A 14,018-nucleotide genomic window follows, 5' to 3' on the forward strand; every position below is an offset into this window, starting at 1 on the left:
GATAATGGACACGCTCACGCAAACCAGCAGCGAAAGACGGGAAAGGGCGGTTGCGGCGCTCGCCGAGAAGCCCGATGGCGTGATCGAGCAGATTGCTGCCAAGGCTGAGGTGACGCCTGCCGAGGTGCTTTCGGTTCTCCCCGAGGGCGCGGCCGTCGTCGTGCCGGCTCAGCAGTGGGAGCGCATCTGGACGGACTTGAGCTCCTGGGGCGAGATCCTGATGATCGTGCACACCGAGGACATCGTGCTGGAAGTCGAAGGGCGCCTGCCCGATGGCAGCGAAGGCCATGGCTGGTTCAACATCCACGGCGACAGTCCGATCGGCGGCCACATCCGCAAGGAGCGCTGTGTCTCAATCGCCTTCGTCGATCGCGGCTTTCATGGGCGCCGATCCTGCTCGGTCTGGTTCATGAATGCCGACGGCAAGGCAATGTTCAAGGTCTTCGTCCGCAGAGACATGGAGCGCAACCTTCTGGACGAACAGGTGAAGCGTTTCGAGACGCTGCGCGCCGCGCTGGGCTAACAAAAAACGGTAGCCGCCGGCTCCGTGTGACCGGCGGCTCAATGCCTTTAAGTCGTTCTTTCTTTTGCCTTAAGCTCGATCTATTGTCCGCCGGATTTCATTCTCGCACTGGACATCCTCTTGATCCGCTTCCGCCCGTTTGCCCTCGTCGTTGCGCTCAGCCTGCTTTCTGCAGGCCCGTCGCTTTTCATCGGTCCGCACGAAGGCTTTGCGCAGGAAAGCGAGACGGTAACACCGGCTCCGGCAGCGCCCGCAGCCCCGGAGGCCGCCGCTCCCGCCCAGCCTGCGCCGGCAACCGCCGCACCCCAGCCCGCAGCAGCGCCCGCCCGGGATGAGACCATCGTCGCCGTAGAGCGCCGGATCGAGGAGGCGCGCGCGCGTCTTGCTGCCCTTCGTGATCAGGTCGAGAAGAACCTTCAGGACGACGGGCTTCTCGCCGATCTGAAGGTCAAGTCCGACGCCATGGTACGGGAGGCGCTTGCGACCACCGTCGATCTGCGTCCGCGGATCGACGATATCCAGGCCCGCCTGACCGAACTTGGCGAGCCGCCCGCGGAAGGGCAGCCACCGGAGAGCGCGAGCGTGGCGGAAGAACGTGCGCGGCTTAATGCGGCAAGGGCCGAGGTCAACGCGCTGATGGGGCAGGCCGAGGATCTCTCCATCGACGCCAAGGCGCTTTCCGATCGCATATCCGATACGCGGCGCGCGCTCTTCACGAGCCGCCTGTTCGAGCATACCGAAATCAATCGCAGCGTTCTGGACGAGGCCTTGCAGTCCTTTGCAGCGGATGCAGACCGGGTGCAGCGGAGCATCATGAGCTGGCTGACCTTCGTCTTCAAGTTCAAGGCGCTGCCGCTCGCGATCGCCGTCGTGCTGTCCATGGTGCTCGCTTCACTGATCCTGTTTGCGGAATACCGGCTCTTCGGGCGCATCAACCGCCGCGATCCGACGATCGAAAATCCATCCTATCTCAGCCGGTTTTCCGTTGCCTTCTTCTCCACGATCCTGCCGTCGCTGGCGCTCAGCTTCTTCCTTGCGTCGACCTATTTCCTGCTCGACACCTTCAATGTGCTGAGACCCGACATCGCGCCGATCGTCGCGTCGCTCTTCGGGCTGATCGGTCTTGTCTTCTTTGTTACCGCCATCTCCCGTGCCGTGATGGCGCCAGCCGCACCGAACTGGCGGCTGGTCCGGCTGTCGAACAAGGGCGCCCGTGACATCAGCATCGCCATCTTCCTGATGGCGCTGATCAATGGGCTGGACTACGTCTTGTCCGTCGTTAGCGAGACCTACAGTTCGCCGGTCGTGCTGACCGTCATAAAGAGTTTCGCGTCCTCGGTGATCGTCGGACTGCTGCTCTTCCTCGTCTCCTTCCTGCGGCCGGTGTTGGCGGAGAATGGCAACCCCGCCCAGCGGGGACGGCCTTGGCCGCGGGCAATCGCGATCACGCTGAGGGTCGTCGGTGCGGTCCTGATCCTTGCTGCCGCCATCGGCTATGTTGGGCTTGCTCGATTCCTCGCGACGCAGATCGTGCTCACGGGCGCGGTCTTTGCGACCATGTATATCGGCATCCTCTCCGGCAAGGCGATCTCGGCGCCCAATCAGTTTGGCGAGACCCGTGTGGGTCGCTTCATCGGTCGGCGCTTCCGCTTGTCCGCCGTGGGACTGGACCAGAGCGGGATCGCGGCCGGGCTGTTCATCTACATCTTTGCGCTCGCGACAGGCCTTCCGCTGATCCTGATGTCCTGGGGCTTCCAGCCGCGCGATCTGCAGCTCTGGCTGTTCAACCTCTTCACCGAGATCAATATCGGCACGATCCGGATCTCCATCTTCGGCATCCTCGGCGGCATCCTGCTGTTTGCCGGGGGTCTTGTGGTCACGCGCTGGTTCCAGAAGTGGCTTGACGGCAATGTCATGGCCCGCAGCCATGTCGATGGCGGTGTGCGCAACTCGATCAAGACCGGCGTGGGTTATCTCGGGACCGGGATTGCCGGCATCATCGGCATCTCCGCTGCCGGTATCGATCTCTCCAGCCTGGCGCTGGTCGCCGGTGCGCTCTCCCTCGGCATCGGCTTTGGCCTCCAGAACATCGTGTCCAACTTCGTCTCGGGCCTCATCCTTCTCGTTGAGCGGCCGTTCAAGGTGGGCGATCATGTCATCACCGGCGTCAACGAAGGCATCGTGAAGCGCATCTCTGTGCGCGCGACGGAGATCGAGACCTTCCGCCGCCAATCGATCATCGTGCCGAATTCGGAGCTGATCAACTCGCCGCTGGGCAACTGGACGCATCGCAATCGCATGCAGCGCTCGGAAGTGCCGGTCAGCGTCGCCTACGACACCGATCCGCAGGAGGTGATGGACGTCCTGCTGGAGGTCGTGAACGAACGGACCGACATCATGCGCAATCCGGAACCGCATGTGGAGTTTCTGCGGTTCGGCGCGTCATCGCTCGACTTCGAACTGCGTTTCCATCTCGCCGACATCGGCGATGGATTGAAGGTCAGAAACGAGGTGCGGATGGAGATCCTTAGCCGCTTCCGGGCGCGCGGGATTGTCATGCCGTATCCGCATCAGGACGTCATGCTGCATGTCCAGGATCACGATCGACAGGCGCTTGTTCGGCGCCGGGCTCGTGAGGCGCAGAAGCGATCGGATCCGAGCGAGGAATTGTCACCGGACACGGATGATGACAAACTCTTGCCATGAACGCTGCATTCAGCCGCCATTCAGGCGCAATGCGGCACAAGAAGGGCAGGAGCGATCGGGATCGACCGACCGCGGTTGAGAGGACGAAGCCTCAGGCTTCGCTGTCGGCATGAAGCAGTTCTATGCAAAACTGGTTGCGATGCTCGCGGGCGCGCTGGCCGCCGGCCCCGCATTTGCGGCCTCCGTCGTCAATATCGGCTCGTCTTCGGTGGTGATCGTCGTGGTCGAAGACGGCAACAAGGTCGAGATCTCGCTCGATGCCGGCGGGTCGGACGTGATCTGCTCGTCGGGCTGCTTTCTGACGCTGCCGAACGGCGATCGTATCGGCCTGGCTGGTGGTGAGACCGTGGAAATCAAGGATGGCGTGGCGACCATCAAATAGTGCCGGTCTTGCAGGTGCAGACCGTTGTAACTCGATATTCTGAAATGCTTAACTATGAACCGTCCTTGCTGCCGCCGAGAGGCCGCAGTTAACGGTTCCGCAAATGGCTTCAGATAGTTGTGGTGTCCATAAACAAGACACACAAAGGCTAGCCATGGCAGTTCTCGGCGTTTCTGGAATGCAGTATTCGGGAGAGACCTTTCCCGATATCCGGATCATCCTCGGTGAAGACTCCAACGTCTTCACGCAGATGATCAGGCAGCGCCTGAAGGAGCTGATGGGCGTCGACGTCGAGATTTGCCGGACCTTCGAGGATCTGCAGATGGCGAACGAGCTTTCGCAGGAGCCGGTGGTGCTGGCTATCTCGAACATCAACCTGCCGGGCGCCGAAAGCGGCGAAGCGCTCGAATATCTGATCGATTGCAACATTCCGACGATCGTCTTCACCGGGACCTTCCAGGACGAGATGCGCGAGAAGCTGCTCGCCAAGGACATCGTCGACTACATCCTCAAGGACAATGTCTTTGCCGTCGAGATGCTGGCCGAATCGGTCTACCGCTTCCTCACCAACCATCGTCATCACGTTCTGATCGTCGATGACAGCCCCACCGCCCGTGCGCTGCTGTCGAGCCGCCTGCGCCGTTACAACTTCCGGGTCAGCCTCGCCGAAAGCGGCGCCAAGGCCATCGAGATCCTGAAGGCCAATCCGGACATCGGCCTCGTGGTCACCGACTACAACATGCCCGACATCGACGGCTTCGAGCTTACGCGACGCATCCGCTCGGTCCGCGGATCCCACGAGCTGCGAATCATCGGGGTCTCGTCATCCACGAATCGCCTCCTTTCCGCGCGCTTCCTGAAGGTCGGCGGCAACGATTTCATGCTGCGTCCCTTCATCGACGAAGAGTTTTATTGCCGCGTCAACCAGAACCTGGACACGCTGGTACAAATCAAAGCTGCGCAAGCCCGCAAAAAATAGGTGCGACTTATAACCAAGGTCGCTAATGTCCTGCCATTGGGAGGAGGTCGCTTTTCAAGCGACCTCACGAGGTGGTGGGTATTTTATGTATTTTTCAGAGCAGATGTATGCGCGCCAGGGGGCGCTGAGTGCAAAACGTGCCGAACAGGGCCGCATTCTCATCATCGAGGACTCCCGGTCGGTTTCCTCCCTCATGCGGCATCGGCTCGAGAAGGATTTCTTCTGCCAGGTCACGCAATGCGCGTCCGCCGATGTCTTCCGGGACATCATCCGCCGAGGTGACCCCTTCGATGTGGCCGTTGTCGATCTCAACCTTCCCGGCGCGTCCGATGGCGAGGTGCTCGATGCCGTCATCGCCGAGGGCATTCCGGCTGTCGTCTTCACGGCCGATTTCAATCGCGATCTGCGGGACCGGCTGCTCCAGAAGGGTGTTGCCGATTACCATGTGAAAAACAATGAGAATGCCATCGATATGGTGGTGTCCTCCGTCTTGCGGCTCCTCGGCAATCGGGATGTCGGCGTGCTCGTGGTCGACGATGTGCCGTCGGCCCGGTCGATGCTGGCCGATCTGCTGCGGGTCCAGAAATTCCAGGTCTACGAAGCGGCAACCGGCTACCAGGCTCTGGATATCCTGGCGCGTCAGCCGCATATCGAGCTCGTCATCACCGACTACCACATGCCCGATATGGACGGTTACGAACTCACGCGGCGGATCCGTCGCGAGCACAACAGCGATCGCCTTCGCATCATCGGCATCTCCTCTTCGGCCGACCGGCTGCTGTCGGCGAGCTTCCTCAAGGGTGGTGCGAATGATTTCGTCTACCGACCTTACGTCGTCGAAGAGCTGCAATGCCGGATCCAGCACAATATCGAGACGCTGGCGCAGCTCAGACAGCTGCGTGTCGCGGCCTTCAGCGACTATCTGACGGGGCTTCCCAACCGCCGCTACTTCTTCGATGAGGGGCCGGCGCAGGTGGCCGGACGGCTCGAGCGGCGCGAGGCCTGCTGCATCGCCATGCTCGACATCGACCACTTCAAGAAGCTGAACGATACCTATGGTCACGAGATCGGTGACCGTGTTCTGCAGGCCGTGGGCGCCAAGCTCGCACGCCGGCTTGAGGGGAGTGGCCATCTTCTGGCGCGCCTGGGTGGCGAGGAATTCAGCGTCTTGATGCTGGGGCTCGATGTGGAGGCGGGTGCTGCGCTCTGCGAGACCCTGCGCGCCGACATAGAGAGCCTTCGGGTCGCGCTCGATGACCAGGACCTCAATGTCACCATCTCGATCGGTCTCGCAGAGATCGCGGGCCGTGAGAGCTTCAGCAACTATCTCGCTGCGGCAGACCAGTTGCTCTATCTCGCGAAAAGCTATGGGCGTAACCGCGTCTATTCCGAAACCATGCTTTCCTGATTTGGTGGCCGTTCGGCTCTGGTCTCGCCGCGGGTGGGTGCCTATATGTGTCCGACCTTCCGCAGCCCGGAGTGTCCCATGGCTCCCATTATTTCCATCAAATCTTTGTCCAAAACCTATTCCAACGGGTTCAAGGCGCTCGATAATGTCAGTTTCGATATCGAAGAGGGTGAAATTCTTGCGCTTCTCGGTCCGAACGGCGCCGGCAAGACCACGCTGATCTCGATCATCTGCGGGATGACCAATCCCAGCGGAGGTCAGGTGACCGTGTCTGGCCACGATGTCGTCAAGGATTTCCGCAAGACGCGCGCCGAAATCGGCCTTGTGCCGCAGGAACTGACCACCGACATGTTCGAGACGGTGTTCAACACCGTCAGCTTTTCCCGCGGTCTGCACGGCAAGTCTCCGGATCCCGCCTATATCGAGCAGGTCCTGAAAGACCTCAGCCTCTACGACAAGCGCAACAATGCGCTGCGCGAGCTGTCCGGCGGCATGAAGCGGCGGGTGCTGATCGCCAAGGCGCTGTCGCACCAGCCGCGCATCCTGTTTCTCGACGAGCCGACGGCGGGCGTCGATGTCGCGTTGCGCAAGGACATGTGGCAGCTGGTCGAGCGCCTGCGCCAGACCGGTGTCACGATCATCCTGACCACCCACTATATCGAGGAAGCGCAGGGAATTGCCGACCGGGTAGGGGTCATCAACCGGGGGAAGCTGCTGCTTGTCGAGGAAAAGAACACGCTGATGCGCAAGCTCGGGCGCAAGCAGCTGTCGGTCGTGCTCACCGAGCCGATCGAGGTGATCCCGGCCAGCCTTGCCGGCTACTCGCTGGCGCTCGGTGAAGACGGACGTGAACTTGTCTATGAATACGAACTCGGAAGCGAGGACGGGGAAATCGCGCGGCTCCTGCTGGCCATCGATACCGCCGGTCTGAAAGTCGGCGATGTCTCCACACGCCAGACGTCTCTAGAAGACATCTTCGTCTCGCTGATCGGAGAGGCCGCATGAATATCGAAGCCATCAAGTCCATTTACGTCTACGAGATGGCGCGCACGCGCCGCACGCTGCTGCAGAGCGTCATCTCTCCGGTTCTGTCCACCGCGCTCTACTTCATCGTCTTCGGCGCTGCCGTCGGTTCGCGGATGGAGGGCATTGGCGGCATTTCCTATGGCGGGTTCATCACGCCCGGGCTCATCATGCTGGCGTTGATCACCCAATGCGTGTCGAACGGTTCGGCGGGCATCTATTTTCCGAAATTTACCGGGACGATCTACGAGATCCTGTCGGCGCCCGTCGCGATGACAGAAATCCTGATCGGCTATGTCGGGGCCGCCGCCACCAAGGGGATGATGATCGGGCTGATCATCCTGATCACGGCGATGTTCTTCGTCGATCTGAGCATTGCGCATCCGCTGCTGATGCTGCTCTTCATGGTGCTGACGTCGATCACCTTCAGCCTTGCGGGCTTCATCATCGGCATTCTCGCCAAGAATTTCGAGCAGTTAAGCCTGGTGCCGTCACTCGTCGTCCCGCCGCTCACCTTCCTGGGCGGGACATTCTACTCGATCGACATGTTGCCGCCCTTCTGGCAGGCGGTCAGCCACCTGAATCCGGTTCTTTATCTGGTGAGCGGTTTCCGCTGGAGCTTCTTCGAGGTGTCGGATGTGCATCCCCTGATCAGCCTCGGCATGATCGGCGTCTTCCTGGCTGCCTGCCTTGGCTTCCTCGCCTGGATCTTCCACACGGGCTACAAGCTGCGTCCCTGAGAAGCGCGTCAGTCGCGCAGCCGCAGCTCGTCGGTCTGCATCTGCATGGAACTCAGTGTCGAGAGAAAACTCATGCCGAGAAGGCTCTGGTCGAGCAGGCCTTCTTCGAGCACGACGGCGTCGACATCGGTGCGCACGATCGGGCCCAGCCGGATCTCGGGCAGTCGCAAGGGTGCTGCGGAAGCCCGGCCATTGGCCGTGAGGACCGTGCGCGTGAAGCTGAGCTCGCCCGGATCGATGCCCATGCGCATGGCGTCTTCATAGCGCAGGGCAACCGAGCTTGCGCCGGTGTCGATCAGGACCGGCACGGAGGTGGCGCCGACATCGACTGTCGTCTCGAAGTGCCCGCCAAGGGTCTTGTGCAGGATGACTTCGGCGCGACCGTCTGCAGTGGTGACCGTGACGGCGCGCCCTGGCATGAGGCCGGCAAGCACGCGTTCACCGATGCTACGGAAGTCGCCGCGATAGAGGTAGCCGGTGACGAGCACGAGCGCGATCAGAACCCAGATTGCCATCTGGCGCAGGCTCTGGCCGAGCGAGCGGCGGCCGACAAGGATGCCGGCTGAAATCATCAGCAGGATCGGCAGTGCGACGACCAGGCGCCCGAAGGCTTCGTTGTCGATGCCAAAGCTCTGACCGCTATCGTGATTGACGACGAGGACGACGAGACCGATCAGCAGGATGGCGATGCCGAGGATGAACCGCATCAACTGCCCTCGCGCTCACGGATCATCCGCATGCGGCGGGTTTCGCGACGCGGCTTGCGCTCAACATTTTCGAGGCGTGCGGGGAGCTCGGCCATGATGGTGCGGCGTTCGAGGCTCGAATAGCTCGTCCACAGCCCGATCTCTTCGCGGGTACGTCCGCAGCCGAAGCAATAGCCGGTCTTGTCATCGATCGAACAGACGAGAATGCAGGGAGATTCCATCGCGGGCCCTTTGGTTTCGCTCCTATATCGGGTCCCTAAACTATCATGGCAAGAGCCAGCAGGAAGCCGATCTCGGAGAGTTGTTGGCTGGCCCCGATGGTGTCGCCCGTGTGGCCCTCGATGCGCTTGCGGCAATGGCCGGTGAAGAGGGCGACCGCGGCGAGCGCGGAAAGCGAAGCCGCAAACCAGGCATGGAACGGCAAGGCGAGGAGACCGAGAAAGGCCGTGGCAAGGCTGCCGAAAAGATAGGCCATATGTGCCGCGGCACTGTCGGGCGCACCTGCCGCAGCCGCCACGCCGCCTGCGCGAGCCGCCGGCAGAGACGACCAGTGCCAGACCATCAGGCTCCTGCTCAGTGCAGCCGTCGCAAGCCATGAGAGGCCAACTGCGATCGGTGGCAAGGTTTCGATCAGGATCGCGAGCGACACGACACGCAGGGTGACCGAGAGGATTAGCGCCAGCGCGCCATAGGTGCCGATGCGGCTGTCCTTCATGATCGCCAGCGCCTTGTCCCGGTTTGCGCCGCCGCCCAAGCCATCGGCCGTGTCGGAAAGACCATCCTCGTGCAGAGCTCCCGTCAGCATGATCTGCAGGGCAATGACGATAAGTGCAACGAGCACGGGCTCTGTGCCGGATGCCGAGAGCAAGGAGAGGATCACCGCCGCCGGCAGAGCAATGACCAGACCGGCGAGGGGAAACGCGGCAACGGTCCGGCTCAGGCTTCCATCATGTCCGGCGAAGAAGCGATCCGGTATCGGCAGGCGGCTCAGAAAGGAAATGGCGCGCATCGTCTCCGTGACGAGGTTCTCGATGACCTGCATGGTTCCTTCCGTTTCGTCGTCGACGGACTGCGTCGCTTTTTTGAGTTGAGCGGCACGGGTCCGGTCAGTATGAGAGAGGCCACAAAGCCTGATTTGCTGGAAGAATACAAGGAAGCCCGATCCATGAGCGTTACCGGCCTGCCATTCGACGATTTTCGCGCCCTGCTGCGCGACCTGCCGGGACCGCATACCGCAGCGCTGGTGGCCGCGCGCGAACGTGACAAGCAGCTGACCAAGCCGCCGGGTGCGCTTGGTCGCCTGGAAGAAATCGCCATGTGGCTCGCTGCCTGGAGCGGTAAGGCTCCCGCCGTCAATCGGCCGCTGGTCGCGATCTTTGCCGGCAATCACGGCGTCACCAAACATGGGATCACGCCTTTCCCGCCGTCCGTGACCCAGCAGATGGTCGAGAATTTTGCGGCCGGCGGTGCGGCCATCAACCAGATCTGCGTGACGCATGATCTCGGCCTGAAGATCTTCGACCTCGCGCTCGATTACCCGACGGGCGACATCACCTGTGAGCCGGCTCTCTCCGAGCGCGATTGCGCCGCGACCATGGCATTCGGCATGGAGGCGATTGCCGGAGGCACGGATCTGCTCTGCATCGGCGAAATGGGGATCGGCAACACGACCATCGCCGCAGCCATCAACCTCGCACTCTATGGTGGCGAGGCGGAAGACTGGGTTGGCCCCGGCACGGGTTCGGAAGGCGATGTGCTGGCCCGCAAGGTCGCGGCCGTCAAACAGGCTGTTGCTTTCCACAAGGAGCATCTCTCGGATCCGCTCGAAGTGCTGCGGCGCCTTGGTGGCCGCGAAATCGCCGCCATGGCGGGCGCTATTTTGGCCGCGCGCATGGAAAAGATCCCGGTTCTCATCGACGGCTATGTGGCGACTGCCGCCGCCTCGATCCTGAAGGCCGCCAATCCGTCGGCCCTCGATCACTGCCTGATCGGTCACGTTTCGGGCGAGCCCGGGCATCTGCGCGCGATCGAACGGCTCGGCAAGACGCCGCTTCTGGCGCTCGGTATGAAGCTCGGCGAGGGCACGGGTGCGGCGCTTGCGGCCGGCATCGTCAAGGCTGCGGCTGCCTGCCATTCCGGCATGGCGACCTTCGAACAGGCCGGGGTATCCAACAAGTCCCATGACTGACCGCAACGCACAGGCCGGTGGTCCCGAGCCGCTCGCATCGACTGTCATCAAGAAGAAGACCGGCGTCGCGCATCTGTTTGCAGCCGCCCAGTATTCCGCGCAGGGCTTCAGGCGCCTGGTTCAGGAATCGGCCTTCCGGCACGAGTTGCTGGGCTTTGTCGGCGGGCTCGTCGTCTTCGCCCTTGTCGGTGCGAACCTGTTCGAATTCCTGGGCTTCATCGTCCTGATGATGCTGATGTTTTCGGTGGAGGCGCTGAATACGGCGATCGAGGAACTGGTGGACCGGATCTCCCCGGAGATCTCGACCGTTGGCCGCAATGCGAAGGACCTCGGTTCCTTTGCGGTCTTCTGCCTGATCATCGCAAATGGCGCCTTTGCCTTCTACGTCATAGTCAGCCGGGTCTTGCTCGGCTAAGCACACCGCTTACGCGAACTGGCGCCGGCGGGGTTCGACGGCCTTGACCTCGGACACGGCCGGCAGGCTCTCCAGCACGCGGCTCGGGGGCAGGATGGCGATGACTTCCGTGCCTTCGCGCAGCTTGGACTTCAGCTTGAACTCGCCGCCATGCTTGGCCAGGATCGCCTGGACGATCGGCAGGCCGAGGCCGGTACCCTGTTCCGCGCTCTTGATGGCGATCGAGCCCTGACCGAAGGCCGAGAGCACGACAGGGATCTCGTTTTCAGGAATACCGGGGCCATTGTCGCGGATCGAGATGTACTGTCCGCCACCGGCGGTCCAGCCGGCCTTCACCATGATCTCGCCGCCCTGGGGCGTGAACTTCACGGCGTTGGACAGCAGGTTCAGGATGACCTGCCGGATCGCCTTCTCGTCGGCCCAGAGCGAGGGAAGGTTGGATTCGAACTGCTGTTCGATGCGGATGTTCTTGGATTTCGCGCGCAGCTGGATCATGCCGATGCAGTCTTCGGCGATCTCGAGCAGGGAGACGCTTTCCTCGCTGAGTTCATACTTGCCGGCTTCGATGCGGGAGAGGTCGAGGATCTCATTGATTAGTTCGAGCAGATGCGAACCGGAGCGATGAATGTCGCCGGCATATTCCTTGTAGAGCGGGTTGCTCAAGGGACCGAGTACTTCCGTCGCCATCACCTCGGAGAAGCCGAGGATGGCGTTCAACGGAGTGCGCAGCTCGTGCGACATCGAGGCGAGGAAGCGCGACTTTGCCATATTGGCTTCTTCGGCGCGGCGACGCGCTTCATCCGAGAGCGACTTCGCAACTTCCAGCTCGGCAATCAGGTCATCCTTTTCCGTCTGGAACGATAGGAGCTTCAGATTGGCCTGATGCAGCCTGTTGGTGATGTAGATGAAGAAAATGAGGGCGGTGGTGAAGACGGCCGTCAGGCCGAGATCCAGCATGTCGAGGCTTCGGCTCGAGGAAAAGGTGAGCGCAATCACCGTCGGGAGGAAGCCGAACAGGACAGCCTGGCGGAGGAGCATGCTCGCCATGGCGGTGATCGACAGGGCGACCAGAAGCACGGCGCCCTTGTAGAATGTGAAAGCGGTTGGGTTGCAGGTGTCGCAGTCCTGTAGCGCAAAGATCGCCCAGGACATTCCCATGGCGACCTGCGAGAGAAGCAGGATCCGGCGCCAGTTGCCCTGGGTTTCCAGGGTGATCTCGCTCTTCGACGCGCGCTTGACGATCATGATGCCAATGGCGTGCATCGACAGCGCAAAGAGGCCCCACACAATGAAATGCGGCTGCGAGGTGAAGTAAGCGCCGGAGGCGGCTATCAGCAGGATGATGATCGGGATGACAGCCGCACCTTGAAGGCAGGCCGCGATATGCATCGCCAGGATCTCGACGTCGAAGGCTGGCGAGGTGCCCTGGCCAGACTGCAGTCGTTCGCGGGTGGAGCGCACGGCACGGTTCGTCGACCGGTTGCGGATGTTCCGCGTCAGGTCGAGCACATTTTTGTCCGCCGATGTGTCTACGCCGTTACTCATTGCGTTGCAGTCTTCCGCGCCTTGTTGGAACCTAGCGAGGAATTCTTAAGAAGATCCTTTCGTGGAAGGATTTGTTTGCCATGTGTGAAAAGGATCTGTTGTTGAAATGGGTGGGAATGTGACGAAGCGCCTGCGGGATGTGGTGCTCGGTTTCGCCATCCTGGCGCTGGCGCTGCTCATCATCGCGAAGCTCGAGAACGAGCAGGCGCTGCGTTTCGCGGGGCCTTTCACGGCTGTTGATGGCGACACCTTGCTGACATCAGGGGAGCGGCTTCGCCTGGAAGGGATCGATGCTCCGGAACTCTCCCAGACTTGCGATGCGGCGGATGGCTCGGTCTATCGCTGCGGCGAGGACGCGCGGGATTTGCTTGCGACCCTCGTCGTGGCCCGTGCATGGGAATGCAGCGGAACGGGCCGCGATCGCCATCAGCGGCTTCTCGTTCTCTGCAAATCCGGGGCGGATGATCTTGCCGAGCGCATCGTCTCGGCCGGCTTAGCCGTTGCCGACGGACGATATCTTGCGGCTGAAGCCAATGCGCGGGCGGCGGGCGAGGGGATCTGGCGTGGACGTTTCGAGCGGCCTTCCGATTGGCGCCGTCAGAGACAGATCGAGGAAGCGGAACTTGCCGGTTGGGTCGAGGCGTTACTGCCACGATGGATGTCGCGCTGGTTCGAGGAATGAGAGAATGACTGCTGATGCCCCCTTGCCGCCGGTGATGCCGCGCGGCGATCTGCCTCCACCGATCGGCGAATTGAGCCACGCCATCGCGCAATGCCGGATCTGCCGGGATTGTCCGGCCGGCGGACCGGAACGACGGATGCCACACGAGCCGCGGCCGGTCGCTTATCTTTCATCGACGGCGCGGGTGCTGATCGCCGGTCAGGCTCCGGGGCTTCGGGTGCATGAGACCGGCATTCCCTTCAACGATGCATCCGGAGATCGACTGCGGCAATGGCTGGGGGTGGACCGGGAAACCTTCTATGACCGTTCGCGCTTCGCGATTGCTCCGATGGGTTTCTGTTTCCCGGGTTATGATGCAAACGGTCACGATCTGCCGCCGCGGCGGGAATGCGCGCCGCATTGGCGCCAGACGGTCATGGATGCCATGCCGCAGGTGGATCTGATCCTGGCGATCGGGCAATATGCTCAGGCCTGGCATCTGGGTGCGCTGAGGCGCAAGACCATGACCGAGACCGTGGCCAACTGGCGCGATTTCCTGCTCGCCAATCGCGAGGGGGCTCGGGTGCTCCCTCTGCCGCATCCGAGCTGGCGCAACACCGGCTGGCTCAAGCGGCATCCCTGGTTCGAGGCAGAAGTGCTGCCTGTCCTGCGGCGTGAAGTTTCCTTGTTGATAGGTTGAAATGATTTTCCATAAATTGTCTCAAATCAGCTATATGACGG

15 protein-coding genes are annotated in these 14,018 nt (G+C 61.8%); 11 read left to right on the forward strand and 4 right to left on the reverse strand.

The features are described 5' to 3' along the window. Nucleotides 1-4 precede the first annotated feature (4 nt). The 7 genes from hutX (at nucleotide 5) to FAA86_RS13930 (ending at nucleotide 7,761) form a co-directional block, all read left to right on the forward strand. Nucleotides 5-523 carry a heme utilization cystosolic carrier protein HutX gene (hutX, locus tag FAA86_RS13900; protein ID WP_136541502.1) on the forward strand — a complete coding sequence of 173 codons (519 nt, stop codon included), beginning with the start codon at nucleotides 5-7 and terminating at the stop codon, nucleotides 521-523. A gap of 189 nt (nucleotides 524-712) precedes the next feature. Then, the gene (locus FAA86_RS13905; RefSeq protein ID WP_377344425.1) at nucleotides 713-3,229 is read left to right on the forward strand and encodes a DUF3772 domain-containing protein; all 2,517 of its coding nucleotides are present in this window, start codon (nucleotides 713-715) and stop codon (nucleotides 3,227-3,229) included. A 109-nt stretch (nucleotides 3,230-3,338) separates the two neighbouring features. Then, complete coding sequence (locus tag FAA86_RS13910) at nucleotides 3,339-3,611, forward strand: hypothetical protein (RefSeq protein ID WP_136541506.1); 273 nt, start codon at nucleotides 3,339-3,341, stop codon at nucleotides 3,609-3,611. A gap of 154 nt (nucleotides 3,612-3,765) precedes the next feature. Next, nucleotides 3,766-4,590, forward strand: a complete 825-nt coding sequence (locus FAA86_RS13915) for a response regulator (RefSeq protein WP_136541508.1) — start codon at nucleotides 3,766-3,768, stop codon at nucleotides 4,588-4,590. A 103-nt stretch (nucleotides 4,591-4,693) separates the two neighbouring features. Then, on the forward strand, nucleotides 4,694-5,998 hold the full coding sequence (locus tag FAA86_RS13920) for a response regulator (RefSeq protein WP_246035089.1): 1,305 nt from the start codon (nucleotides 4,694-4,696) through the stop codon (nucleotides 5,996-5,998). Nucleotides 5,999-6,076: 78 nt separating this feature from the next. Next, a complete protein-coding gene (locus FAA86_RS13925) occupies nucleotides 6,077-7,003 on the forward strand; it encodes an ABC transporter ATP-binding protein (RefSeq protein WP_136541510.1) in 927 nt (308 codons plus the stop codon). After that, nucleotides 7,000-7,761 carry an ABC transporter permease gene (locus FAA86_RS13930; RefSeq protein WP_113460914.1) on the forward strand — a complete coding sequence of 254 codons (762 nt, stop codon included), beginning with the start codon at nucleotides 7,000-7,002 and terminating at the stop codon, nucleotides 7,759-7,761. The genes FAA86_RS13925 and FAA86_RS13930 overlap by 4 nt, the downstream gene beginning before the upstream one ends. 8 nt (nucleotides 7,762-7,769) lie before the next feature. Here FAA86_RS13930 and FAA86_RS13935 read toward each other — a convergent pair whose 3' ends face one another. Genes FAA86_RS13935 through cobS form a run of 3 tightly spaced genes read right to left on the reverse strand, consistent with a single transcriptional unit; the run spans nucleotide 7,770 to nucleotide 9,510 of the window. After that, complete coding sequence (locus FAA86_RS13935; RefSeq protein WP_167494981.1) at nucleotides 7,770-8,471, reverse strand: retropepsin-like aspartic protease family protein; 702 nt, start codon at nucleotides 8,469-8,471, stop codon at nucleotides 7,770-7,772. Then, nucleotides 8,468-8,689, reverse strand: coding sequence for a DUF1289 domain-containing protein (locus FAA86_RS13940; RefSeq protein WP_136541514.1), 222 nt, complete (start codon nucleotides 8,687-8,689; stop codon nucleotides 8,468-8,470). Before FAA86_RS13940 ends, FAA86_RS13935 begins: the two co-directional genes overlap by 4 nt. Nucleotides 8,690-8,724: 35 nt before the next feature. Continuing rightward, complete coding sequence (gene cobS / locus FAA86_RS13945) at nucleotides 8,725-9,510, reverse strand: adenosylcobinamide-GDP ribazoletransferase (RefSeq protein WP_136541516.1); 786 nt, start codon at nucleotides 9,508-9,510, stop codon at nucleotides 8,725-8,727. Nucleotides 9,511-9,633: 123 nt separating this feature from the next. Between cobS and cobT the strand changes: the two genes are divergently transcribed. Next, nucleotides 9,634-10,656: a nicotinate-nucleotide--dimethylbenzimidazole phosphoribosyltransferase gene (cobT, locus tag FAA86_RS13950; protein ID WP_113460933.1), complete on the forward strand. Its 1,023-nt coding sequence runs from the start codon at nucleotides 9,634-9,636 to the stop codon at nucleotides 10,654-10,656. Beyond that, nucleotides 10,649-11,071 (forward strand): diacylglycerol kinase, encoded by a 423-nt coding sequence (locus FAA86_RS13955; protein WP_136541518.1) that lies wholly within the window; start codon nucleotides 10,649-10,651, stop codon nucleotides 11,069-11,071. Before cobT ends, FAA86_RS13955 begins: the two co-directional genes overlap by 8 nt. 9 nt (nucleotides 11,072-11,080) lie before the next feature. Here the strand turns inward: FAA86_RS13955 and FAA86_RS13960 are convergent, their stop codons facing one another. After that, nucleotides 11,081-12,616, reverse strand: coding sequence for a sensor histidine kinase (locus tag FAA86_RS13960; protein WP_113460909.1), 1,536 nt, complete (start codon nucleotides 12,614-12,616; stop codon nucleotides 11,081-11,083). Between the two features lie 118 nt (nucleotides 12,617-12,734). On the opposite strand from FAA86_RS13960, the gene FAA86_RS13965 reads away from it, so the two are divergent. Both FAA86_RS13965 and FAA86_RS13970 read left to right on the forward strand, forming a co-directional pair. Next, on the forward strand, nucleotides 12,735-13,298 hold the full coding sequence (locus FAA86_RS13965; RefSeq protein WP_246035076.1) for a thermonuclease family protein: 564 nt from the start codon (nucleotides 12,735-12,737) through the stop codon (nucleotides 13,296-13,298). Between the two features lie 34 nt (nucleotides 13,299-13,332). Further along, a complete protein-coding gene (locus FAA86_RS13970; protein WP_246035090.1) occupies nucleotides 13,333-13,977 on the forward strand; it encodes a uracil-DNA glycosylase family protein in 645 nt (214 codons plus the stop codon). Nucleotides 13,978-14,018: the final 41 nt, after the last annotated feature.

Origin of the sequence: Rhizobium rosettiformans W3 (genome assembly GCF_004912135.1) — a bacterium.
GTDB lineage: Bacteria > Pseudomonadota > Alphaproteobacteria > Rhizobiales > Rhizobiaceae > Allorhizobium > Allorhizobium rosettiformans.

What these genes read in the sequence shown, in the direction of transcription:
- hutX (WP_136541502.1), top strand. Translation starts at nt 5, where the DNA reads ATGGACACGCTCACGCAAACCAGCAGCGAAAGACGGGAAAGGGCGGTT.
- FAA86_RS13910 (WP_136541506.1), top strand. Translation starts at nt 3,339, where the DNA reads ATGAAGCAGTTCTATGCAAAACTGGTTGCGATGCTCGCGGGCGCGCTG.
- FAA86_RS13915 (WP_136541508.1), top strand. Translation starts at nt 3,766, where the DNA reads ATGGCAGTTCTCGGCGTTTCTGGAATGCAGTATTCGGGAGAGACCTTT.
- FAA86_RS13920 (WP_246035089.1), top strand. Translation starts at nt 4,694, where the DNA reads ATGTATGCGCGCCAGGGGGCGCTGAGTGCAAAACGTGCCGAACAGGGC.
- FAA86_RS13925 (WP_136541510.1), top strand. Translation starts at nt 6,077, where the DNA reads ATGGCTCCCATTATTTCCATCAAATCTTTGTCCAAAACCTATTCCAAC.
- FAA86_RS13930 (WP_113460914.1), top strand. Translation starts at nt 7,000, where the DNA reads ATGAATATCGAAGCCATCAAGTCCATTTACGTCTACGAGATGGCGCGC.
- FAA86_RS13940 (WP_136541514.1), bottom strand. Translation starts at nt 8,689, where the DNA reads ATGGAATCTCCCTGCATTCTCGTCTGTTCGATCGATGACAAGACCGGC.
- cobS (WP_136541516.1), bottom strand. Translation starts at nt 9,510, where the DNA reads ATGCAGGTCATCGAGAACCTCGTCACGGAGACGATGCGCGCCATTTCC.
- cobT (WP_113460933.1), top strand. Translation starts at nt 9,634, where the DNA reads ATGAGCGTTACCGGCCTGCCATTCGACGATTTTCGCGCCCTGCTGCGC.
- FAA86_RS13955 (WP_136541518.1), top strand. Translation starts at nt 10,649, where the DNA reads ATGACTGACCGCAACGCACAGGCCGGTGGTCCCGAGCCGCTCGCATCG.
- FAA86_RS13960 (WP_113460909.1), bottom strand. Translation starts at nt 12,616, where the DNA reads ATGAGTAACGGCGTAGACACATCGGCGGACAAAAATGTGCTCGACCTG.
- FAA86_RS13970 (WP_246035090.1), top strand. Translation starts at nt 13,333, where the DNA reads ATGCCGCGCGGCGATCTGCCTCCACCGATCGGCGAATTGAGCCACGCC.